The organism is Nitrosopumilaceae archaeon (genome assembly GCA_035631875.1).
In the GTDB taxonomy this organism is placed as follows: domain Archaea; phylum Thermoproteota; class Nitrososphaeria; order Nitrososphaerales; family Nitrosopumilaceae; genus TA-20.
Genome location: DASQHX010000009.1, coordinates 65,875 through 87,230 on the forward strand (window position 1 = coordinate 65,875; position 21,356 = coordinate 87,230).

A 21,356-nucleotide genomic window follows, 5' to 3' on the forward strand; every position below is an offset into this window, starting at 1 on the left:
CCTTTATTGTTTACTTTGGCTTGCTTGTAATATGCGATTCATTTGTTGTTGTCCCTGTTCAAGTCTTGCTGCAACCTCATGTTTTTGTGCAGATAATTGTTGTAGTACAATTTCCAATTCCTTTATCCTTTCCTCAACATAATTAATTGCAGAATTCTTATCTTGCTCAAGTGAAGCCCCTGCGCCAATACTTACAAGTAATTTTTCATTTGGTTGTATTATTGCCTTCACATATGCCCCCATTCCTACTGGCACAAGGGTTTCAAGTTGTTTATCCCCTAGTATTTTCATTGATTCTATTGCACTTGTTGCTTCGTGTAAAAGTTTTATGACAGCATCTTCTTTTTGCAATAGATCCGACATGTAAGCTTCAAGTGCCTGCATTTGTTGCATCAATGCTTGGGCTTGTTCTTCGCTCATTTGCAAAAATTTCTCTTTCCCGGCTATAAATGCATTCTCTGATTAAAACAAAAAAAGAGAAGAGATTATACTTTTGAAAGTCTATTTTCTACTTCGCCCCAGTTTACTACATTCCACCATGCGGTTATATAGTCTGGACGTTTATTCTGATATTTCAGATAGTAGGCATGTTCCCACACATCTAGTCCTAACAAAGGAATCAATCCTTTTGTTCTAGGGCTAGTTTGATTTGGCATTGTTGTAAATTCAACTTTCTTGCTTTGTGGATTGTAAGCTAGCCAACCCCATCCACTGCCTTGAATTGCACCAGTGTCTTTGGAAAATTTTTCTTTGAATGCATCAAAGCTTCCAAAAACTGAATTGATAGCATCAGCTACTTTGCCACCAGGAGTTCCTCCACCATTTGGTTTCATGTTATTCCAAAATAGTGTGTGGTTATCATATCCACCACCGTGAAAATTAACTGCACCTCTAACATTCTCAGGCACTTTATCTAAGCTTGAGAGCAACTTTGTTAGTTCCATGTTTTGCAACTCTGAGCTAAGACTTTCCAAAGCTGTGTTCAGACCGTTTGTGTATGCTTGATGATGTTTGGAATAGTGAATTTCCATCGTCTTTGCATCAATATGAGGTTCTAGTGCTTCGTACGCATAAGGCAATTTTGGAAGTTCATATTTTGCCATGCAAGAGGTGATGTATGCATGCAATTTATGGCTTTGGTTACAAATGTATTTTATCTAACTAAATTTGATGAAATTTGTTGAAACACTACAAATTTGTATTTTTTTCACTTGCAATAATTTTATGTACTGTCTTTATTTTATCAATTGTAAAGGATCAACAAAAAATCGAATTTTATCTTGAAAAAAATACATCGCTTATTGGAGTTGAGATTCCAAGAGAACAAGGGTTTGAAGGGCAGGGAATCAAAATTGGTATAATAGATACAGGGATAGATTACAACCATCCAGATCTTCTGGGTTTTGGTCCTAGTGGCAAAGTTATTGGAGGATATAATTTTGTAGATAATGACAACAAAACAATCGATACTACTGGACATGGTACTGAAGTAGCTGGAATAATTGCTGCAGATGGAAATCTCAAAGGAGTAGCGCCAAAGGCGAAGCTATTTTCGTACAAGGTATCATCAACTGGAGAATCTGTGTCATCAGATCTTATCGTAAAAGCAATTCATCGCGCAATTGAAGACAAGGTCAATGTAATCAATATCAGTTTAGGTGTAAACAAGACAAATGATGAGATTGATCAAGCTGTTAATGAAGCTGTAAAAAATGGAATCATAGTTGTTGTAGCAGCAGGAAACAATGGTCCAGATAATGGTACTATTGGCAGTCCAGGAAAAGATCCAGATGTAATAACAGTTGGTGCAACATACAACAACATAACGCAAAGTGTTGTCTCAACATTAGAAATTGACAAAACCCAATACCAAGTGCTTCCAATGCTTGGTACAAACCCATTATCAAAACCAATTACAGGGAAAATTGTCTTTGGAGGATATGGTAGGATTAGAGATCTTGTCAATGTGGATGCCAAAGATTCCATATTACTTGAAGAAAGAGGTAGTGACATTAAAGGAGAGAAGATCTATTTTTCAGAAAAAGAACGTAATGCTGTACAAAGCGGTGCCCAAGCTCTTATAATTTTCAACAATGAACCTGGAATATTTTTTGGAGAAATTTTTCAACCAAATTCCACCTCCAGTAACAATCCAATAATACCAGTCATATCAATGTCAAAAAGCGACGGACTTGCATTAAAAAAGTCACTTCAAAATGAAACAGTAGCAAAGTTAGATGTATTTAGTCATCCAGATTTTGTTGCACCGTTTAGTTCTCGTGGTCCGGTTTCACCGTTTTATATCAAACCTGATCTTGTAGCACCAGGCGTATTTGTAAATTCCACTCACATAGGAGGAACATATAATCTAACAAGTGGAACAAGTATTGCAGCGCCACATGTTACAGGAGCAGTAGCTCTTTTGTTACAAAAAGATCCAAATCTTAAGCCTGAGGATATTGCTTCACTTCTTTCTACAACAACAGATCCTGTTACAGATGCTTATGGAAATGATGAGCCTGTTGATGTTACTGGTAGTGGAAGATTAAATCTTACAAGAGCATTTTCTGCTAATTTAATAATAATTCCACATAGTCTTGTATTCAATCTCGCCTTAGAAAAACCATATCAAACAAGAACACTACATCTACAAACCATACAAGGAATATTACCAAACATTCAAACAAAATTTATCTCTGATCAAAATGATTTCAAGTTAGAATCTAGTCTTAAGAATAATTCTTTAAACATAAAAATTTCGATGCAAAAAAACATGACTGGTGATTTTTATAAAATGTTTGAGATTAATGACGGTACAACAGCATATCATGTACCTGTTATGATTCATGTAACTAAAGGTATAATCAATACAAGTGAGAGTGATGGGATCTTAACTTTTAGCCTTGAACGCCCAGAAATCTGGTCATATGCAAAAATTTCTGTAATTAAAGAAGGCACTGACCAAATTCAAAGTGCATCACTTGTTCCACAGCAAATCACATCATTGTCATTATATGAACCAGGAAAGTATTGGATTGAAGCTCAAATAACCACACCGGATGGTATTGATAATGTGTATGATGATATCATTATTAAAAAACCTGCAGTGAAAACAGGAATTGAATTTCTAGAATCCTTTGGAATTCCCATAAAAGAGATAATCATAATTTCTGGAGTAATCGTTGCTTCGATAATTGTTGTGTTGGTGGTAAGACGTAACTAAATCTGTGGACCTGCATCACGAATTTCTTTTGTAGTATTTCCAAATTTCTTAAAGTTATCAACAAACATCTGTGCAAGTTTTCTTGCAGAATTATCATATCCTTCTTTTTCTGCCCATGTATTTCTTGGATTTAGTACTTCTGGAGGCACTTCAGGACATGTCTCTGGCACATCCAAATTGAACACCTCATCGTGTCTATATTTTACCATATCAAGCACACCAGTAAGGGCAGCTGTAACCATCATCCTTGTATGTTTGATGTTCATTCTCTTACCTATACCGTATGGTCCTCCAGACCATCCCGTGTTTATGAGATAGACTTTGGTGTTGTGTTTTGTGATTTTTTCTCCAAGCATCTTTGCATATATTGATGCATGTCTCGACATGAAAGGTGCTCCAAAACATTCTGAAAATGTTGCTTTGGGTTCTGTAATTCCACGTTCAGTTCCTGCAAGCTTGCTTGTATATCCCGACATAAAATGATACATAGCTCCTTCTTTTGTCAATCTTGCAACAGGTGGAAGTACACCAAACGCATCTGCTGTTAAAAACACAATTATTTTTGGATTTCCTCCAATGCTTGGAGTTATGGCGCCAGGAATGTAGTCAAGTGGGTATGCAGCTCTTGTGTTCTCAGTTAAGCTTCCATCGTTAAAGTCTGGTGTTAGTGTTTTTTTGTCCAGTACAACATTTTCTAAAACTGAACCAAACTTGATGGCATTCCAAATTTGTGGTTCTGCATCTCTGTTAAGATTGATACATTTTGCATAACATCCTCCTTCAAAATTAAAAATTCCGTTATCAGACCATCCATGTTCATCGTCTCCAACTAACATTCTGTTTGGATCTGCTGAAAGTGTTGTTTTCCCAGTACCTGATAGTCCAAAAAATAATGCAGCATCGTCTTTTTTCCCAATATTTGCAGAACAGTGCATTGGAAAGACGCCTCTAGGTGGAAGTATGTAATTCATGACAGAAAACATTGCCTTCTTTATCTCGCCTGCATAACAAGTTGCCCCAATTAGTACAATTTTTTTTGTGTAATTTAATATGATAAAAGCATCACTTCTGGTTCCATCAACTTCTGAAATAGCTTTGAAATCATTTAACGCAAGTAAAGTAAACTCTGGTTTGTGTGATTCAAGCTCTGCTTCTGACGGTCTGATGAATAATTGTCTGACAAAGAGATTTTGCCACGCATGATCAGTTATAACTCGTATAGGCAATCTGTTATCGAGATCTGCTCCAACAAAACCATCAAAGACAAAGATTTCTTTTCCTTCAATGTGTTTCTTCATTTTTTCATATAGTTTGTCAAATTTGTCCTCAGGAAAAGGGTGGTTGACTTTGCCCCAGTCTACATTAACATGGGTTTCAGAATCATCAACGATATAACGGTCATCAGGGGATCTTCCAGTATATTTTCCTGTACGTACTGAAAGAGAGCCGTTGGATGTAAGGATGCCCTCATTTTTTTCAAGTATAATATCAATAAGTAATTTTACAGGCAGGTTTCTGTGTATGTTACTTGTAGTAATGCCCTGCTCCTTTAGCTGTGTAATAAATTTGCCAGTGATAGTTGCCTTGAGATCCTCAATCATTGGGTAAAACGATCCGCCTCTAATTTCCTTATTATCTCTTCTCATTATGTATTTTGCCTCCAGAAACGTATTTATTTTAAAATTCAAGCAGGTTCTTCTACATGCCGATCAACAAAGACCTGTTAGAGTTAAGAAAAAAAGTAGCAGATCACAGACCTGAGTTTGTTAGAGAAGAGAGCTGGAGATACTTTAGGTTAGCAGAAAACTGGAGAAAACCAAAGGGAATTGACAATCATCAGAGAAAGTCTAAGAAGGGTTGGCCTGCACTTGTCAAGGCTGGTTATGGTGGACCAAATATTTCAAAAGGATTACACCCATCAGGATATACCGATAATTTAGTTCATAATGTAAAGGAATTGGAAAAACTTGATCCAAAAACTGATGGTGTAAGACTTGGTCACAGTGTAGGAAAAAAGAAGAGATTAGAAATAGTATCTAAAGCAAAAGAGAAAAATTTCAAGATATTTAACGCAAGGGTGTCAACAAGTGGTAGTAAATCTTAAAACCAAACGACGTCTTGTTGCAAGGATGTTAGGAGTAGGTGCAAACAGAATAAAGTTTGATTCACAATATTTGGATGATGTTTCAGATGCAATTACACGAGACAACGTTCGAAGTCTAATTACTGCAAACATAATTGAAGTCAGACCGATAAAGGGTACATCCAAAGGTAGAGCGCATCACAAAAAATCTCAGAGGCGTAAACGTGGAACAAAACAAGGTTCAAAGAAAGGTGCTAAAGGATCGCGTATTGGTAAAAAACAAGTCTATGTAAAAAAGATAAAGGCTTTACGACACCGTCTCCATGTTTCAAAGGGTAGAAAAGAGATAACTAACCCAGAATATTGGAAATTATACAGACAAGCAGGTGGAAATCAAATCAGAAACGTGGCACATCTTCGAACTTTGATTGAAGAGACACATAAAAAACGCACTTAGAATCTATAGATCATTTCTAGATCAATAATTTTTCCATTCTTAATTTTTACGCCCTCTTTTGATAACATATTGGTCTTTATCTTTTCTCCCCATGCATATCCACCAATTTTTCCATTTGATTTTATAACTCTATGACACGGAACTATGACTGGGTATGGATTTTTGTTCATAATTCTACCAATTGCTCTTTGTCCATTTTTAAGACATACTGCCTTAGCAAGCTCTCCGTATGTAGTCACCATACCCGGAGGAACTTCGAGCAGCTTTTTGTACACCTTATCTTCAAGCTTCAAACTCGTATCATCCCAAGATTTGTTGTTTCTAAAAGTGAAACTATCTTTTGTTTGTTTTTACCCAAACTACTCCAATCTACTAGAGCATATTTTGCTTCGTTGTTTCTCTCTAAAATATGTGAAAACAATTTCTCATCTATGTGATCTAGAGCATGTTTTGGTACAACAGTACCCAAAGCGTATTGACCTTCAATTAGTTCTTTGGTGAATTTTTCTGGATAGTGAGTTCCTCCAAAACATATAGCTATATTGTTTTTTTGTGGTGTAATTGACATCACTTCTTCTATGACAGAAGCCACGGAATCACATAATACTTTGTCATTCCATTGTTTTTCTGTTGTTCCGACTTCAATAAACAAAGCAGGTTTGTTTAGTGCTGTAGGACCATGATGTGTTGCTTCTATTGTGATCTCAAATTTTGTAAAATTATTTCTTTTTTCCCACAAGGCTCGCATATATGATTTCTGTATATGCGGATGTGGTATTGCAACTTCTCGCGGTCTTCCTCCAAATAGTGCTTCTGAAAAATTTCCTGTACTATGGCACGTAAGCGCCAGCGTACCTGTTTCAGAGGCGTGCTTTGATAGAAACACAAATCCATCATAGTGATATTTTTCTTCAAGCCAGTCTGCAGATATGGATGGTGTTGGAATTGTTACAAGATCATAATTTTTCCCGCGATAAATCTCTCCGTCTTGTTTCATGTTTTGTGATATATGATATGCCAAGTTAGAGCCTGCAGGGTCTGATTGATACGCAACAAGTAATTGCACAAGATAAGAGATATAAGTCGACTTTATTAATTTCCTCCAATGGCAAACCCAAGACAGATGTTAAAGGATATGGTAAATACAATTAAGCTTGCCAAAAAATCTGATAAGGATGACTATATGCAACACCTCAGGTTAGTCCTTCTTGGAATGGCAACCGTAGGTGCAGTTGGATTTATAATTCAGTTCGTATTTGCAGTAATTAATCTCGGACACAGATAGCATTGACTCAGGAAATAAAATCACATTTTTTTGCAGTAAGGACAACTGGAGGACAAGAAAAAGTAGTCATGGGATTATTAGAAAATAGAATAAAACTAAAAAAAATAAACATTCAAGCAGTTTTACTTTTAGATAACCTCAAGGGATATGTGGTAGTAGAAGCAATTGATGCAAATGCTGCCTTTGATGCACTACAGGGAATACGACATATCAGAGGACAACTTAGAGGTGAGTTACAGTTCAAGGATATAGAAGGATACTTAGTTAAGAAATCAACAGTATCTGAGCTTGCAGTAGACAAGATTGTTGAAATCATAGGTGGTCCATTTAAAGGAATGAAAGCGACTGTCACCAGAATAGATCATGAAAAAGAAGAGGCTACTGTCATTTTGCTTGATGCACCATATCAATTACCAGTAACTGTTGATGCAAACTACCTAAAGTTATCAACACAGTAGCAAGGATTAAATTTACAGATTCTAGGAAAGAAAAATCATGGCAGATATACAGACTGTTTCCGCACTTGTTACGGGAGGACAAGCAAATGCAGGTCCTCCACTTGGTCCAACACTTGGTCCATTAGGTGTCAACATTTTACAAATTGTAACTGCCATAAATGAGAAGACAAAAGACTTTGAAGGAATGAAAGTTCCTGTTACAGTTGCAGTTGATAAGAAAACAAAACAGTGGACAGTCGAGGTTGGAATTCCATCTGCAGCAGCACTCATACTAAAAGAAGCTGGCATTCAGAAAGGATCTGGGACTTCAGGAGCAACATGGGTTGGAGATATCAAAATGGATTCAATAATCAAAGTAGCAAAGTTGAAAATTGATTCTTCTTATGCACAAGACATCAAAGGTGCAGCAAAAGAAATTGTGGGCACCTGTTTGCCACTAGGAGTAAAAATCGATGGTAAGAATCCGAAAGAGATTACTGTTGAGATAAACTCAGGCAAGTGGGATGATAAATTAAAGTAAATTATTCTTTTAATTCGTAAGACTGGTCTTTTTCTGTTCGTTGTAGTTCCACGAAGGTTTCTGTATTTTGAATTCCCTCTATTTTTCCAATCTTTTCTATTGCTACAGAGTGCAATTCCTCTAGATTTTTGGCTCGTACTGTAAGTAACATATCAAATCTTCCAGTCACTTCAGACATCATAATGACCTCGGGAGTTTTCAGTAATGCCTTGTGGATCTGCTCTTTTTGTTTTGGATCGCGATTTATTCCCATTGTAGCCCGCACACCTATGCCAATAAGTGATTCATCTACTACAATTGTGAATTTTTTTATCAGTTTCTTTTTGAGTAATCTCTTTATCCTACTATACAAAACAGATGTGTTAATTCCTAACCTTTTTGAGAGATTTGGTACGGAGACATTACCGTCTTTTGTAAGTTCGGTAAGAATTTTCATATCAAGTTCATCGAATTTATGCAAACTTAACGAATTACTTTTTATTCCTAGTTAAAAATGTAAGTTCAATTCTCAAGTGATCTATACTCTTGTAACTCAAATTTCACTACAAAGTAAGAAATTATTCCATCCATACCTGTAAACGATTTTAAATAGGCTTCTCAGAAACGATTTCGTAATGATTAGCGATGCTCATCTAACTCAGATGATAGGAGAGGCAAAGAAAAGTCAGAAACAACGCAAGTTCAAACAATCCGTAGAGCTAATCATGGTTTTTAGAGATATTGATGTAAAGAAGGGTTTTGCAATAAATGAGACTGTTCAACTTCCAAAAACGCTTAGTCAACCAGCGTCTGTCTGTGTTGTAGCTTCAGGAGATCTCGGTTTGAAGGCAAAAAGTGCCAATGCAGATAGAATAGTAGATGGAACCGAAGTAAACAAAATAGGTGCAAACAAGCGCGAATCAAGAAAGCTGATTAACGGTTTTGATTTTTTCCTTTCAGACACTTCACTTATGGCAACTGTAGGTAAGACTCTGGGTCAGTTTATGGGTCCAAGAGGTAAGATGCCAACGCCAGTTCCTTTCAATGCACCAATTGATTCAATTTTAGAAAGATTCCGATCTTCAATACGTGTCAGACTACGAAATTCACTTTCTCTTGCATGTAAGATAGGCGATGAGACAATGTCTGATGAAGATCTAACTGCAAATGCTAATGCAGTGATTAGCTTGGTAGAAAAAAAATTACCAAGTGGAGATAAGAACATTAAAAAAATTATGATAAAAACCACCATGGGAAAACTCGTTAAACAACCACTAGTAGAAAAGAAGTAAAATGCACCAAAATAGAACAAAATATCCACAAAAGAAATCGTTGATGTATCAACAACTCCAAGAGCTTCCAAAAAAATATAATGTAATTGCTCTTGTAAGAATGGAAAAAGTAAGATCATCACAATTATTGCCTTTAAGAAAAAAATTCAAAGGCGAAGTAGAAATTGTTAGCATAAAAGACAAAGTTGCACAAAAGGCACTAGCTGGACTGAAAATGCCTTCTATTGACAAGATGGTAGACAAACTAGTTGGACAATGTGTATTGATGTTCACAAACATGACTCCTTTCAAACTAAACATCTTACTTAGTAAAAACAAGATAATGATGGCTGCACGTGGTGGAGATCTTGCAAGTATCGATGTTGTAATCAAGGCAGGAAATACTGGCATTACACCAGGTCCAATTCTTACTGACTTTAAAGAAGCTGGCGTAGCTACAAAAATTGATCAAGGAACAATTTGGATAACAAAGGATTCTATCCCTGCCAAAAAAGGAGCAGTTATTTCTGAAAAGCTTGCCACATTACTAAGTAAGCTTGATGTAAAACCAGTAGAAGCCGGCATAATACTTGATGCAGCTGTTGCAGAAGATATCCTATATGCAAAGAACGAATTAGTAATAGATGTAGAAAAGTATCGTGACGCATTTGCACAGGCACATCATGAGGCGATGGCGCTTGCAATAGAAATCGGTTATGTCACCAAAGAAAACGTATCAACAATACTTGCAAAGGCAGCTCAGCAAGCAAGATCTGTTGCATTGGAAGCAGGAATTCTAACTGATGATATCAAGGATCAAGTAATACAAAAGGCCAACGCACAAGCAAATGCACTAGCTAGAAAGGCAAAGAATTACACTCCACAGTAGAAGCCATTTCTTAAAAATTCCTAAAAAGAATTACAGTTTTTCTCGTACCTTTGGCAGATTCCAATTATACTTCATTGCAACAAGTCTAAGTATTGTGGAAGTTGCAATTCCAGCAAATGTAGCTATGTTTGGTTCTGCATTAACGCTTAGAAGAATAAAGAAAGTTACAACACCTACAAAACTTGCAGAAGCATAAAGTTCCTTTACAAACACTATTGGAATTTCGTTTACAAACATGTCTCTCAAGATTCCTCCCCCAACTGCAGTAAGCATTCCGGCTAATGCCATTGCAAGAAAGTTTAGTCCAAAAACATCATACGCAAATGTTGCACCAATTATTGTAAATACTCCTAGCCCCAAGGCATCAAATTTTAAAAACAGATTCCAGTGTTTCTGTATTCTTGGATATAGAAAGAATATGGCAATTCCCGTTAAAACTGTAATTACCACATACAACGGATTTGAAATGGAATGAGGTGGAAAATGACCTATCATCACATCTCTGATAGTTCCACCCGCTACACCTGTTATTGTAGCTAAAATTATTATCCCTACAATGTCTGCCTTGTGTTCAATGGCTTTGAATGCTCCAGTAACAGCAAACGCCATTGTTCCAAAAAGATCGAGTGCCAAAATAAGAGTAGAAATCGATGGGGATAGTTCAGTCAAATCACAGTTAGTTGTATCATATGGTAAATAATGTTTAGAGATCTAAACAAAGAACAAAATGTAAAAGGGAGTTTTAAAAATGACGTACCTAACCAAATAATGCAGAGAGGCCTTCCATTGCTTGTTCTTCGGTCTTAGCAGATGGTGTCTCTACTTCTTTCTTTTCTTCCTTTCCACCAGATGCGGCTGCTGCGGCAGGTGCTGCTGCTACTGCTACTGGGGCTGCTTTGATAGCTTCATCAATGTTTACGTCAGCGAGTGCTGCTACAAGTGCCTTTACTTGTGCTTCGTTTACTGCAGCTCCTGAAGCTTTGATTACACTTGTAATATTAGCTTCGTTGATTTCCTTCTTTTGCTTGTGCAAAAGTAATGCGGCATATACATATTCCATCGTAAACGGAATTTGCTAAAGGCATAATATAAAACTATGGAGTAGATATTGAACCGAATTTATTATTCCAATATACAAAACTCGGAAATGTAAAAAATGAACTAGTTTAGAATCTTAAGACTGCGGCAAATAGAGTACATGTATTTTTTCAATTCTTTATCGTATAAAGTATCCATTCTTTGCTTTAGAATTCTTTTTGCTTGATCTTTTTCTGCACCATCAGACAGTGAAAGAACATTATTGATCAATTCTGGAATCGATTCTCTTACCCATCCATCAATTACATTGTGAATTCTTTTGTGTATTTTAACTACCGAATCAGTGTTAATGTCAAAGACACCAGTATAATTATCAAATTCTACTCTATATATCAAAGCCAATATACAATCTTTTGGGTCTGGATTTTTTAGTTGCTCTATAGACTGCGGTCCTCCTTTGTTTTGAGCAACTTTGTTTTTGAGACCAACCGCATTTATTATAATACCGTTAACACCTATCTTGGAATTTTCAACGCCTGTGACCACCCCAACAACTATGTTTCTAAATTCTCCGTCTTGTACAGATGTAAAAGCATGATCTCCTTCCTTCCATGTTTTTTTATTGAACATGGCAGCTTTTCAAAAAAGATCATATTTAATGTGTTGCTTCAGAATGCTTAATATCGGTCATTCCGAAAACTTCTCAAAGATGGACAAGGAACAAATTCTTGCAAAGTTTTCTACCGATCCTGATAGGTATTACAAAGTAGCATTATTTGAAAATGAAGGATTTGTACGAAAATCATGCACAAAATGTAAACGATATTTCTGGACTATAGATACTAATCAAAACTTTTGCCCTGATGATTCTGAAAATAATTATTCATTTATTGGCAATCCCCCCACAAAGAAAAGATTTGATTATGTTCAAGCATGGAGAGAAGTAGAATCTTTTTTTGTGCAAAACGGCCACAAATCAGTCAGCAGATACCCAGTTGTCTGCAGATGGCGCGATGATCTGTATTTTACAATAGCATCAATTGTAGACTTTCAAAGAGTTATGGGTTCTAAGGTTGTTTTTGAATTTCCTGCAAATCCATTAGTGGTTCCACAAACTTGTCTTAGATTCAAAGACATTGAAAATGTTGGAGTTACAGGAAGACATTTTTCTAGTTTTTGTATGATTGGACAGCACAGTATTCCAAATTCACAAGGATATTGGAAAGACAAATGTGTTGATCTAGATTTTCGACTACTAACAGAAAGATTTGGCATTGATAAAAAAGAAATAGTTTTTGTAGAAGATGTATGGGTGGGAGGTGGTTCATTTGGCTCTTCATTAGAATATTTTGTTAGAGGGCTAGAACTTGGAAATGCAGTTTTTACTGAATTTCAAGGAGATCTAGAAAATTATTCTGTTTTAGACCAAAAAATAATAGACATGGGAGCAGGCCTAGAGAGGTTTGCTTGGATTACCATGGGCACTCCAACTGCATATGATTGCTGTTTTGGTCCTATTACAAAAAATCTCATACAAAAAGCATGCATAGATCTTGATTCTAAAATTATATCAAACTATTTCATATCAATAGCAAAAAGCCTTGGCGATTCAAAAGATATATCAATCGCAAGAAAAATTGCTGCAAAACAAGCAGGAATTGATGAAATCCGGTTTAATAAAACAATAGCGCCACTAGAAGGGATTTATCTAATTGCAGATCATCTCAGAACTTTGGTGTTTGCAATTTCTGATGGTGCTTTGCCAAGTAATGTAGGTGGAGGATACAACTTACGAATGATTCTAAGAAGAACAGTAGCTACAATGGATAGGTTTGGCTGGAATTTTGATCTAAAAGAATTAGTTGACATGCATGTGGATTATTTAAAATCAACATATCCAGAATTAGAAGAAACACGAAATGATGTCAAGACCATAATTGGAATAGAAAGTGAGAGATACAATGAATCAAAAACAAGAATGAAAGGCATTGCAAGTACACTAAAGAATCAAGACAAGAAATTAACCGTAGATGATCTTATCAGATTATACGAATCTGATGGAATAACTCCCGACTTTTTAAAAGAGACCCAAATAATTTCTGAAATTCCACCTACATTTTATGAGAGGTTATCAGACTTGCATCAATCAGAAAAACAAGAGAAAAAAGAAGATTTGGACTTGAAAGGAATTCCAGATACCGAATTATTATACTATAAACATGATCCAGAAGAGTTTGAGGCCAGAGTTCTCAAAATAATAAAAAACAAGCTAGTTGTTTTAGACAAGACATCATTTTATCCCAGAGGTGGAGGCCAAGAACCAGATCATGGAGAGATTGGGACCTTTGAGGTGATTGATGTAAATAAACATGGAAATGTCGTAGTTCACGAAATTAAGGGTGGCACATTAAAAGAAGGAGAGATTGTGAAATGTGCAATAGATGCATCTCGTCGATATGGAATAACAAGGAATCACACTAGTACCCATGTGCTAAATGCTTCTGCACGAAAAACTCTGGGATCATGGATTTGGCAACACTCTGCATTTAAGGAAAAAGATTACGGTAGATTAGATATTACTCATCATTCTAACCTGACTGAAGATGATGTAGCGAAAATTGAAGATTTGGCAAACTTTACTATTAGAAGAGATGTTCCCATCATGATTAATGAATTTGAACGAGGAAATGCTGAACAAAAGTATGGATTTAGAATTTACCAAGGCGGTGTAGTTCCAGTAAAATTAGTTAGAATTGTAAACATTGAAGGTTACGATGTAGAAGCATGTGGAGGAACACATGTTAAAAAAACAGGAGAGATAGGACTCATTAAGATTACAAAGGCAGAAAGAATTCAGGATGGAGTTGTCAGAATGGAGTTTGTTTCTGGCGAAACTGCTATAAAATACACTCAAAATCAAGATAGAAAAATTTCTCAGATTGTAAAGTTACTAGGCTCAAGTAAAGAAAAGATAATGGAATCATTTGAACATACCATAAAGGACGCAGATTCTTCCAAGAAAAAGCTAAAACAATTAATCAAACGAGTATCAGAACCTACTGCAAAAAATGTCATACTCCAAGCAAAAAATCTAGGTAAAGTAAAACTATACTCCACGATAGACGAGGACATGGATGAGGAATTCCATATTGCAGTAGGAGAACAAACAATCAAGATGGATCCATCTATGATATATTGTGCATTGATTTTGAAAAACGACGGCATACGAATAGTTGCATTTGCTGGTCCAGAGGCAGTAAAAACAAAGAAGGCTGGAGATTTGGTTCGTGATGTTTCCAAAATCTTAGGCGGTTCCGGAGGAGGAAACGAGATCTTTGGCCAAGGAGGAGGAAAAGACTTGTCCAAACTAAAAGATGCATTAATTGCTGCTGAACAATCTATTTTGGAAAAGTGATTTTGTGACAGATTGGTCATCTATAGAATCCAAATGGAGAAAAATATGGCATGATGAAAAATATTTCGAGGCAGATCCAAGCTCACAAAAAAAATTTTTTGTCACAGTAGCATACCCATATCCAAATTCTCCACAGCACATAGGCCACGGAAGAACCTATACTTTAGCTGATGTTCATGCAAGATTCATGCGTATGCGTGGTTACAACGTACTTTTTCCAATGGGCTTTCACTACACAGGAACACCAATTCTTGGCATGGCAAGACGTGTTCAAGAAAACGATAAGGAATTAATCGAGGCCTTTAGAACATTATACAAAGTTCCAGAAAAAAATATTGTAGAGTTTTCAGAGCCAGTAAAAATTGCAGATTATTTCCATCAAGAAATAAAATCAGGAATGATAGAGATGGGTTACTCTATAGACTGGAGAAGAGAGTTTACTACAATAGATCCGGTCTACAATAAATTCATAGAATGGCAGTTTAGAAAGTTGAGAAGTAAGAATTTGGTCATTCAAGGATCACATCCTGTTGGCTGGTGCCCAAAAGATCAAAATCCAGTATCACAACATGATACGTTAGGTGATGTAGAACCAAGTTTTACAGAGTATATTCTCATCAAATTCAGATATGAAAAATATATCATACCAACTGCCACACTTAGACCTGAAACAATATTTGGTGTAACAAATCTCTGGATAAACCCACAGGTTACTTACAAGATTACAAACGTAGATAATGAAACATGGATTGTTAGTGCAGAATGCGCGAGAAAACTAGAGTTTCTTGATAAGAAAGTCAAGATAACAGGCGAGATAAAAGGTTCTGAACTTGTAAGCAAAAAAGTCAAAGTTCCAGATAGAAATGAAGAGATCATAATATTTCCTGCAAGCTTTGTCAAGAGTGAAAACGGTACTGGAATTGTAATGTCAGTGCCAGCACATGCACCATTTGACTATCAAGCTTTAGAAGATATTAAAAAGTTGAGCAATGATCAAAATCTTGCTTCCATTGCAAGAACGATTTTACCAATTTCCATCATACAAACTGACGGATGTGGAGAGATTCCTGCAAAGGAAGTTACTGAAAGATTTCAAATAGAAGACCAAAACAATCCCAAACTTGAAGAAGCAACAAAAGAACTTTATGCAAAAGAATTCTACGGAGGAAAATTAAAACAAAACACTGGAAAATTTGCACAAAAAACTGTTGTAGAAGCTAAAGAAGAAGTCAAAAAATGGATTCTGCAAAGTAATAATGCAGATATTTTATTTGAACTAAATGATGGACCGATCCGTTGTAGGTGCGGCGCCGAGTGCGTAGTAAAATTACTCAATGATCAATGGTTTCTAGATTATTCTAATAAAAAATGGAAGGATGATACGCATCATTGGATAAATGAAATGAAGATACTTCCAGAAGAGATACGGGGAGAATTCAATTATGTTGTGGATTGGCTTAGGGAAAGGGCATGTGCAAGACAACACGGTCTTGGTACAAAATTACCGTGGGACAAGGATTGGATAGTTGAGAGTTTGTCAGATTCAGTAATTTACATGGCATACTACATCTTGGCAAAATATGTAAATGAAAAACAACTAGTAGCAGAAAGTCTTGGGGATGAGTTTTTTGATTATGTATTTTTTGGAGAGGGAGATTCAAAGAAAATTGCTTCATCATCTAAAATATCATATGATGTTTTAGAAATGATCAGAAACGAATTTCAGTATTTTTATCCTGTTAATGCAAGACATTCAGGACGTGATCTTGTTCCAAATCATCTAACTTTCTTTGTTTTTAATCATATTGCAATATTTCCCAAAAAATATTGGCCTGAAGAGATAGTAGTAAATGGTTCTGTCTTGATGGAAGGAAAAAAAATGTCAAAATCAATGGGAAACATAATTCCATTACGGGATGCAATTAGAACACATGGAGCTGACCCAATTAGATTAGCTATCTTAATTTCTGCAGAGTTATTGCAGGATGCCGATTTTAATTTGGAAGCAGTTAGAGGAATTAAAAACAAGCTTGAAAACATGTTGGGCGAATCTACCAAATACAAAGCAGGCCAATTCAACAATCAAGAACAAGAAGACAGATGGCTACAAAGTAGACTGCAACAGCTTATCTTTGAAATTACATCAGCTATGGAAAAAATGAGATTACGTGAAGCCTTGCATTATGTACTGTACGAATTTGATTCAGACATGCAATGGTATCTAAAGAGAACAGAGGCAAAGAATAGAAAAAATACATCTGGTATCTTACATGAAATTTTTTCTGCTAGAGTATCCATGCTTTCTCCTTTTGCACCACATGTTGCAGAAGAGATGTGGAATAAATTAGGAAATTCTGGAATTGTTTCAAAATCGTTGTGGCCATTAGTTCATGAAAACAAGATTGATGCCGTAGCACTCCAATCAGAAAATCTTCTCAAATCAACATTGGAAGATATCAAGAACATTCTCAAAGTAACCAAAATTTCACCAAAACGAATCATCATTTATACTTCAGACCCATGGAAGACAAAGGCATACCAAAAGATTCTTTCAAGTGTTATCAAAGGTGAGATGAATATTGGAATTCTTATAAAATCTCTAATTGCAGACAAGGATACAGAAAATGTAAAAAAAGATCCCGATTTTGTCAAAAAAACTGTTAATGATATATTATCAGAACCTGTAGAATCAAGAAAATCCAGAGCAAAGTCAGGTCTTGTTGATGAGAAGAAAATTCTTTTAGAAATTAATTCACTTGTCCAAAAAGAATTCGGTGTGGAGGTACAAGTGTTTGGTGAATCAGATACCCAAAAATATGATCCCAAAAACAAGGCACGTACTGCAAGGCCATTCAAGCCTGCAATATTAATAGAATAGAATTAGAAAAATACTGCACATCTTTTTATTAGGTATTTTCAGAATAAGCTTCAATTGAAAATAGCAGTTGTTGGCATTGGAGTTGCAGGTGGATATCTTCTTGGTAGATTGAAAAATGAACATGAAGTAGTTGGTTTTGAAAGATCCACACAAGAAAATCATGATTCCATATGTGCTTGGGGCACAACTCGCGGACCAATGCAAGAATTTGCTAAAAAATGTAATCTCGATTTTAACGATTACATAATTCATGACGGAAAAAACATGTACATTGACATGAATTCAGACAGATTCAACATCAAATTGATGGGTCTTTGTACCTACGACAAAATTGGTCTTATCAAAGACATGTCAAAAGGATGTAAGATCAATTATGGTACCACACCAAAACTTGCAGATTTAGAATCAGAATTTGATCTCATAATTGATGCAACTGGATTTTACAGAATGTATCTTCCAAGACTTGCTCAAGATTTTCATCTGCCAACATACCAATACAAGGTAGAATATGAAGACAAAGTGCCATTTGACGACTTTTACCTTAAGCCATTTTCTTCAATTAGTGGATATTTTTGGTATTTTCCATTAGGGGAAAAACATGCACATATTGGTGCTGGCGATAAAAACAGAAAACATGTTGAAGTAACTGATGCATTTTTTAAAAAATATGGTGGAAAAATACTCAAAACAGTTGGAAGACCAATTCGTCTTGCTACACCTGATATGTGCGAACCATTTTATCATGGAAAGGTTGTTGGTGTCGGTGAATCGATTGGAACTGTTTACCCACTTTTAGGAGAAGGCATCATACCAAGCATGACCTGTGCGGACATATTTATCGAGAATATTGGTAATAATGAAAGATACAGACAGCAAGTACTTGAAAAGTTTGCCATATACTCCAAGGTACTTGCATTTGTCAGAAATAAAATGGACAGCAAATTTAGTACGATAAAGCACTTTGCAGATCTTATTGCAATTTATAGATACATGAAAAAAAATGAACAGAGATTTGGTATGGAAATTAAAATGACAGATATGATGAAGGTTGCAAAGGCCTAGAACCCCATAGTAACAGATCCAAAATTTTCTCGCACCGTTCTGTTTGAATTCATGTTATAATCATATATCATTTTAGAATATTCCAAAAGAACACTCTTCATTTCATCAATTGATTTTGAAAGATAAAAACCCGGACAGTCGCCGGTAAACTGAAAGCTTGCATGAACACGAGCTCTGCCTTTTTCATTTTCAAGCCAAGATGAAAACGGATAGAGGTAACAGACTCCAGGTCTATTTGGATGCAATCCACAGTAACCTTTCTCATCCAAAAATCTACAAGAGATATGGGTTCCATCATCTTCCTCTGTCTCATTTTCTTTTCGTTTCAGGTTTATCATGGTCATTGTTATATTATTTCCAGATGGGCCTCTTTCTTCCCAAGTAGCAATGTTAGTGTCATTTTTTATAAAGTCTGTAACTTTTTGGTACTTTAGTCCCTTTGCAATTGTGATTAGATCATTTGATGTAAGAGGTAATCTGCCTTGTCTGTCACAGCAATTATGGCAATCAGGCCAGTAACATTTCCAGAGAACATAACTTTCTGCTTTTGCAATATATGGAATATGAAAAACAACATCTTTTACTTTGATAGCAAAATCAGAAACATCACTTCTGTTTCCTAGAATAAAATCCCGTATGATTGGATTTATTTCCCAATTTTTTGATAAAAGTTCAAGTGATTCCTCAAGTTCCTTTCGCATCAACTAATAAATTACAAGCACAACTTTGAACGTTATTAATGTTGAGGGAAAAAGGCAAGTACGCATCTGCTACCGAAAACAGACGATTTGTATGGGAAAAAGTGATGTGGCCCTTGATTTTAGAATTAAACAACATTAGTTTTACTACATCACAATACAAAAAAAAACGTGATGCAGTTTGTAAAGAATTTGGAATACCATCATCAAAAATTGCTGGTGGTTTTGTATCACTTTTGTTAAAAGGAATTCTTTACAAGGAAAACGATCTTTATTCAATTCATTACAGATTAATTCCATATATGAGACTCAAAGCTGATTGTGATTATGCAACAGCAGTACGGGAAACAAACACCAAATAATTATATTCTCAGGTATTCCAAGTCGTGTCGGTAGCCCGATAGTCTAGTGGCCAAACAAATTTTGGGTTAGGGATTCCAGGCTCTGGATCTTACGAGAGGAAACCTGGGGACGGCAGTTCGAATCTGCCTCGGGCTACTTTATCTTTGATAAAATTATAATTGCCTATCTAGAGGCCATAGCTATTCTTTCAAGCTCATTTTTCTTTTTCACAGAAGGAGCATTCATGTCATTTGCTGCTGCGAGAATAAGGTGTTCTGCAAGGTTCTCTTCGATTGCTTTTGGATTTGAAAATGATGCGTCCCTTACACCTTCCGCAATGAATCGTAATGCAAGATCCACTCTTCGTAAAGGTGCAACATCTACTGACACATGATAAACAGTACCACCATAAACTATTCTTGTAGTATCTTCATTTGGAGCAGAGTTTTCAATTGCTCGTACAAGAACCTCAATTGGATTTTTACCTGTTTTGAGAAACATAATGTCAAGTGCTGCTTTGACAGTGTTTATTGATCGAGTTTTCTTTCCACCCATCCTACCTGTGTTTTTTGCATATCTTTTTCCAAAGTGTAAAAGCTTGTTTGCAAGTCTTTCTACTATGTTAACTTCAGCCTTGTTGAATCTCTTTAGTGCAGAACGACCAAAAGTTAAGGGCATTATAATTTTGTTTACCGATATAGCATTTTTTAAACCGGGATCTTTAATCTCTATTTTTGAGAGGTCCCATTTCCTAAAAAGTAAAAGATTTGCAGTTTCTGTCATTTCTATCTCCTTGGTTTTTCTTTCTTACCATATACAAGTTCTTTGAGTGAAGTTCCATTTACCTTGAATACCTTCCATCTTACACCAGGAATATCTCCCATTGCTCCTCCCATGGATGCGCCCATTCCTTCTACGTGTACTTCGTCATGTTCATCAACAAAATTCATAGCACCGTCTCTTGGTAAAAATGCAGTAACAGTCTTTCCATTTTTTATGAGTTGTACACGAACACATTTTCGAACAGCAGAGTTTGGCTGCTTTGCTTCAATACCTACTTTTTCTAAAACAATTCCACGAGCTTGTGGTGCACCACCTAATGGACTTGCTTTTTTGTCAAGGCCAAGATTTCTTCTTTTATAAGTACCAATAGACCAACGTTGTTTCTTTCTTTTATCTTTTAGAACTCTTCCTGAAAATAGACCGAGTGGTGATTTTGCCATATTTTTATTCCATTATTTTTTCTGGACTTTGTATTAGAACACTGGAAATTTGAAAGTATCTTTTTGCAAGTAGTCTTGCCTTCTCAGCGTTACGACCTTCACGACCAACTACGATACCTTTCTTTTTTGCATCAACCATAACAATTGCTTGCATAGAACCATCAAGTCTTTTGTTTATTTTAACTTCAGATACAAGCTTTTGATTTAACATATTTTTGAGAAAATCTGCAGGATCATCAGAATATTCCACAAGTTCAACATTTCTTTTTACTACGTTTTGTAGGTTTCGAATTGTGGAACCACCCTTGCCTATTGCAAGACCCATCTTACCTGGATTTACAACAAAGATTACTCTATCAAGTTTTTCATCTTCAATACAATCACGAGCTGTTGCACCAGTTACGTTTTGAAATAGCGACATCAGTTTAATTTGGTCGGTTGTTAGTTTGATTGTTTCCGTCATTTCTATGCCTGTTTTAAAATCGATCTCTTCGTGGGACATTTAAATCTTCATAAAAAATTATGCAAAAATAAG

The 21,356-nt window shown here is 35.8% G+C and carries 25 protein-coding genes and 1 tRNA gene; 13 read left to right on the forward strand and 13 right to left on the reverse strand.

The window, feature by feature from the left end; translation table 11 throughout:
- Positions 1–3 precede the first annotated feature (3 nt).
- Together pfdA and VEU72_02425 are read right to left on the reverse strand one after the other, a co-directional pair.
- Entirely contained in the window at positions 4–420 is a 417-nt protein-coding gene (gene pfdA / locus VEU72_02420; GenBank protein HYL65989.1) for a prefoldin subunit alpha, read from the reverse strand.
- A 65-nt stretch (positions 421–485) separates the two neighbouring features.
- Complete coding sequence (locus VEU72_02425; GenBank protein ID HYL65990.1) at positions 486–1,103, reverse strand: superoxide dismutase; 618 nt, start codon at positions 1,101–1,103, stop codon at positions 486–488.
- Positions 1,104–1,180: 77 nt separating this feature from the next.
- Here VEU72_02425 and VEU72_02430 point away from each other — a divergent pair, with 77 nt between their 5' ends.
- Positions 1,181–3,223, forward strand: coding sequence for a S8 family serine peptidase (locus VEU72_02430; GenBank protein ID HYL65991.1), 2,043 nt, complete (start codon positions 1,181–1,183; stop codon positions 3,221–3,223).
- Here the strand turns inward: VEU72_02430 and pckA are convergent.
- Positions 3,220–4,869, reverse strand: coding sequence for a phosphoenolpyruvate carboxykinase (ATP) (gene pckA, locus VEU72_02435; protein ID HYL65992.1), 1,650 nt, complete (start codon positions 4,867–4,869; stop codon positions 3,220–3,222). The two genes, VEU72_02430 and pckA, sit on opposite strands and share 4 nt — an antisense overlap.
- 56 nt (positions 4,870–4,925) lie before the next feature.
- On the opposite strand from pckA, the gene VEU72_02440 reads away from it, so the two are divergent.
- Together VEU72_02440 and VEU72_02445 are read left to right on the forward strand one after the other, a co-directional pair.
- Positions 4,926–5,327, forward strand: coding sequence for a 50S ribosomal protein L32e (locus VEU72_02440; GenBank protein ID HYL65993.1), 402 nt, complete (start codon positions 4,926–4,928; stop codon positions 5,325–5,327).
- Positions 5,311–5,763, forward strand: a complete 453-nt coding sequence (locus VEU72_02445; GenBank protein ID HYL65994.1) for a 50S ribosomal protein L19e — start codon at positions 5,311–5,313, stop codon at positions 5,761–5,763. Before VEU72_02440 ends, VEU72_02445 begins: the two co-directional genes overlap by 17 nt.
- Here VEU72_02445 and VEU72_02450 read toward each other — a convergent pair.
- Positions 5,760–6,056 (reverse strand): MGMT family protein, encoded by a 297-nt coding sequence (locus VEU72_02450; GenBank protein ID HYL65995.1) that lies wholly within the window; start codon positions 6,054–6,056, stop codon positions 5,760–5,762. The genes VEU72_02445 and VEU72_02450 overlap by 4 nt on opposite strands.
- Complete coding sequence (locus VEU72_02455; protein HYL65996.1) at positions 6,053–6,829, reverse strand: D-aminoacyl-tRNA deacylase; 777 nt, start codon at positions 6,827–6,829, stop codon at positions 6,053–6,055. Before VEU72_02455 ends, VEU72_02450 begins: the two co-directional genes overlap by 4 nt.
- A 39-nt stretch (positions 6,830–6,868) precedes the next feature.
- Here VEU72_02455 and VEU72_02460 point away from each other — a divergent pair, with 39 nt between their 5' ends.
- The 3 genes from VEU72_02460 to VEU72_02470 are packed head-to-tail and all read left to right on the forward strand — an operon-like array spanning position 6,869 to position 8,026.
- Entirely contained in the window at positions 6,869–7,048 is a 180-nt protein-coding gene (locus VEU72_02460; protein HYL65997.1) for a preprotein translocase subunit SecE, read from the forward strand.
- Positions 7,049–7,050: 2 nt separating this feature from the next.
- Positions 7,051–7,506 carry a transcription elongation factor Spt5 gene (locus VEU72_02465; GenBank protein ID HYL65998.1) on the forward strand — a complete coding sequence of 152 codons (456 nt, stop codon included), beginning with the start codon at positions 7,051–7,053 and terminating at the stop codon, positions 7,504–7,506.
- A 37-nt stretch (positions 7,507–7,543) separates the two neighbouring features.
- Positions 7,544–8,026: a 50S ribosomal protein L11 gene (locus tag VEU72_02470; protein ID HYL65999.1), complete on the forward strand. Its 483-nt coding sequence runs from the start codon at positions 7,544–7,546 to the stop codon at positions 8,024–8,026.
- Position 8,027: 1 nt separating this feature from the next.
- Here VEU72_02470 and VEU72_02475 read toward each other — a convergent pair whose 3' ends face one another.
- Positions 8,028–8,462 (reverse strand): Lrp/AsnC family transcriptional regulator, encoded by a 435-nt coding sequence (locus tag VEU72_02475; GenBank protein HYL66000.1) that lies wholly within the window; start codon positions 8,460–8,462, stop codon positions 8,028–8,030.
- A 178-nt stretch (positions 8,463–8,640) separates the two neighbouring features.
- Between VEU72_02475 and VEU72_02480 the strand changes: the two genes are divergently transcribed.
- Both VEU72_02480 and VEU72_02485 read left to right on the forward strand, forming a co-directional pair.
- The gene (locus tag VEU72_02480) at positions 8,641–9,297 is read left to right on the forward strand and encodes a 50S ribosomal protein L1 (GenBank protein HYL66001.1); all 657 of its coding nucleotides are present in this window, start codon (positions 8,641–8,643) and stop codon (positions 9,295–9,297) included.
- Between the two features lies 1 nt (position 9,298).
- On the forward strand, positions 9,299–10,165 hold the full coding sequence (locus VEU72_02485) for a 50S ribosomal protein L10 (protein HYL66002.1): 867 nt from the start codon (positions 9,299–9,301) through the stop codon (positions 10,163–10,165).
- A 30-nt stretch (positions 10,166–10,195) separates the two neighbouring features.
- Here VEU72_02485 and VEU72_02490 read toward each other — a convergent pair whose 3' ends face one another.
- From VEU72_02490 to VEU72_02500, 3 genes are all read right to left on the reverse strand, one after another.
- Positions 10,196–10,834, reverse strand: a complete 639-nt coding sequence (locus tag VEU72_02490; protein ID HYL66003.1) for a trimeric intracellular cation channel family protein — start codon at positions 10,832–10,834, stop codon at positions 10,196–10,198.
- 88 nt (positions 10,835–10,922) lie between these two features.
- Positions 10,923–11,225 carry a 50S ribosomal protein P1 gene (rpl12p, locus tag VEU72_02495; GenBank protein HYL66004.1) on the reverse strand — a complete coding sequence of 101 codons (303 nt, stop codon included), beginning with the start codon at positions 11,223–11,225 and terminating at the stop codon, positions 10,923–10,925.
- Between the two features lie 101 nt (positions 11,226–11,326).
- Positions 11,327–11,833 carry a hypothetical protein gene (locus tag VEU72_02500; protein ID HYL66005.1) on the reverse strand — a complete coding sequence of 169 codons (507 nt, stop codon included), beginning with the start codon at positions 11,831–11,833 and terminating at the stop codon, positions 11,327–11,329.
- Between the two features lie 79 nt (positions 11,834–11,912).
- Between VEU72_02500 and alaS the strand changes: the two genes are divergently transcribed.
- The 3 genes from alaS to VEU72_02515 are packed head-to-tail and all read left to right on the forward strand — an operon-like array spanning position 11,913 to position 18,558.
- Positions 11,913–14,618: an alanine--tRNA ligase gene (gene alaS / locus VEU72_02505; protein ID HYL66006.1), complete on the forward strand. Its 2,706-nt coding sequence runs from the start codon at positions 11,913–11,915 to the stop codon at positions 14,616–14,618.
- A 4-nt stretch (positions 14,619–14,622) separates the two neighbouring features.
- Positions 14,623–17,496, forward strand: coding sequence for a leucine--tRNA ligase (gene leuS / locus VEU72_02510; protein HYL66007.1), 2,874 nt, complete (start codon positions 14,623–14,625; stop codon positions 17,494–17,496).
- 54 nt (positions 17,497–17,550) lie between these two features.
- On the forward strand, positions 17,551–18,558 hold the full coding sequence (locus VEU72_02515; GenBank protein HYL66008.1) for an NAD(P)/FAD-dependent oxidoreductase: 1,008 nt from the start codon (positions 17,551–17,553) through the stop codon (positions 18,556–18,558).
- Here the strand turns inward: VEU72_02515 and VEU72_02520 are convergent.
- Positions 18,555–19,262 (reverse strand): YkgJ family cysteine cluster protein, encoded by a 708-nt coding sequence (locus VEU72_02520; protein HYL66009.1) that lies wholly within the window; start codon positions 19,260–19,262, stop codon positions 18,555–18,557. The genes VEU72_02515 and VEU72_02520 overlap by 4 nt on opposite strands.
- A 35-nt stretch (positions 19,263–19,297) precedes the next feature.
- On the opposite strand from VEU72_02520, the gene VEU72_02525 reads away from it, so the two are divergent.
- Positions 19,298–19,618 (forward strand): hypothetical protein, encoded by a 321-nt coding sequence (locus VEU72_02525; protein ID HYL66010.1) that lies wholly within the window; start codon positions 19,298–19,300, stop codon positions 19,616–19,618.
- Between the two features lie 32 nt (positions 19,619–19,650).
- A tRNA-Gln gene (locus tag VEU72_02530) sits at positions 19,651–19,754 on the forward strand.
- A gap of 27 nt (positions 19,755–19,781) precedes the next feature.
- Here the strand turns inward: VEU72_02530 and VEU72_02535 are convergent.
- Genes VEU72_02535 through VEU72_02545 form a run of 3 tightly spaced genes read right to left on the reverse strand, consistent with a single transcriptional unit; the run spans position 19,782 to position 21,284 of the window.
- Positions 19,782–20,381 (reverse strand): 30S ribosomal protein S7, encoded by a 600-nt coding sequence (locus VEU72_02535; GenBank protein ID HYL66011.1) that lies wholly within the window; start codon positions 20,379–20,381, stop codon positions 19,782–19,784.
- Between the two features lie 2 nt (positions 20,382–20,383).
- Complete coding sequence (locus VEU72_02540; GenBank protein HYL66012.1) at positions 20,384–20,821, reverse strand: 30S ribosomal protein S12; 438 nt, start codon at positions 20,819–20,821, stop codon at positions 20,384–20,386.
- Positions 20,822–20,825: 4 nt separating this feature from the next.
- On the reverse strand, positions 20,826–21,284 hold the full coding sequence (locus VEU72_02545; protein HYL66013.1) for a NusA-like transcription termination signal-binding factor: 459 nt from the start codon (positions 21,282–21,284) through the stop codon (positions 20,826–20,828).
- Positions 21,285–21,356 lie beyond the last annotated feature (72 nt).

Excerpts from the sequence above, each read along its gene's own strand:
- pfdA (HYL65989.1), bottom strand. The coding sequence starts at position 420 with ATGAGCGAAGAACAAGCCCAAGCATTGATGCAACAAATGCAGGCACTT.
- VEU72_02425 (HYL65990.1), bottom strand. The coding sequence starts at position 1,103 with ATGGCAAAATATGAACTTCCAAAATTGCCTTATGCGTACGAAGCACTA.
- pckA (HYL65992.1), bottom strand. The coding sequence starts at position 4,869 with ATGAGAAGAGATAATAAGGAAATTAGAGGCGGATCGTTTTACCCAATG.
- VEU72_02440 (HYL65993.1), top strand. The coding sequence starts at position 4,926 with ATGCCGATCAACAAAGACCTGTTAGAGTTAAGAAAAAAAGTAGCAGAT.
- VEU72_02460 (HYL65997.1), top strand. The coding sequence starts at position 6,869 with ATGGCAAACCCAAGACAGATGTTAAAGGATATGGTAAATACAATTAAG.
- VEU72_02470 (HYL65999.1), top strand. The coding sequence starts at position 7,544 with ATGGCAGATATACAGACTGTTTCCGCACTTGTTACGGGAGGACAAGCA.
- VEU72_02475 (HYL66000.1), bottom strand. The coding sequence starts at position 8,462 with ATGAAAATTCTTACCGAACTTACAAAAGACGGTAATGTCTCCGTACCA.
- VEU72_02480 (HYL66001.1), top strand. The coding sequence starts at position 8,641 with ATGATTAGCGATGCTCATCTAACTCAGATGATAGGAGAGGCAAAGAAA.
- VEU72_02485 (HYL66002.1), top strand. The coding sequence starts at position 9,299 with ATGCACCAAAATAGAACAAAATATCCACAAAAGAAATCGTTGATGTAT.
- rpl12p (HYL66004.1), bottom strand. The coding sequence starts at position 11,225 with ATGGAATATGTATATGCCGCATTACTTTTGCACAAGCAAAAGAAGGAA.
- VEU72_02500 (HYL66005.1), bottom strand. The coding sequence starts at position 11,833 with ATGTTCAATAAAAAAACATGGAAGGAAGGAGATCATGCTTTTACATCT.
- alaS (HYL66006.1), top strand. The coding sequence starts at position 11,913 with ATGGACAAGGAACAAATTCTTGCAAAGTTTTCTACCGATCCTGATAGG.
- VEU72_02525 (HYL66010.1), top strand. The coding sequence starts at position 19,298 with ATGTTGAGGGAAAAAGGCAAGTACGCATCTGCTACCGAAAACAGACGA.
- VEU72_02535 (HYL66011.1), bottom strand. The coding sequence starts at position 20,381 with ATGACAGAAACTGCAAATCTTTTACTTTTTAGGAAATGGGACCTCTCA.
- VEU72_02540 (HYL66012.1), bottom strand. The coding sequence starts at position 20,821 with ATGGCAAAATCACCACTCGGTCTATTTTCAGGAAGAGTTCTAAAAGAT.
- VEU72_02545 (HYL66013.1), bottom strand. The coding sequence starts at position 21,284 with ATGACGGAAACAATCAAACTAACAACCGACCAAATTAAACTGATGTCG.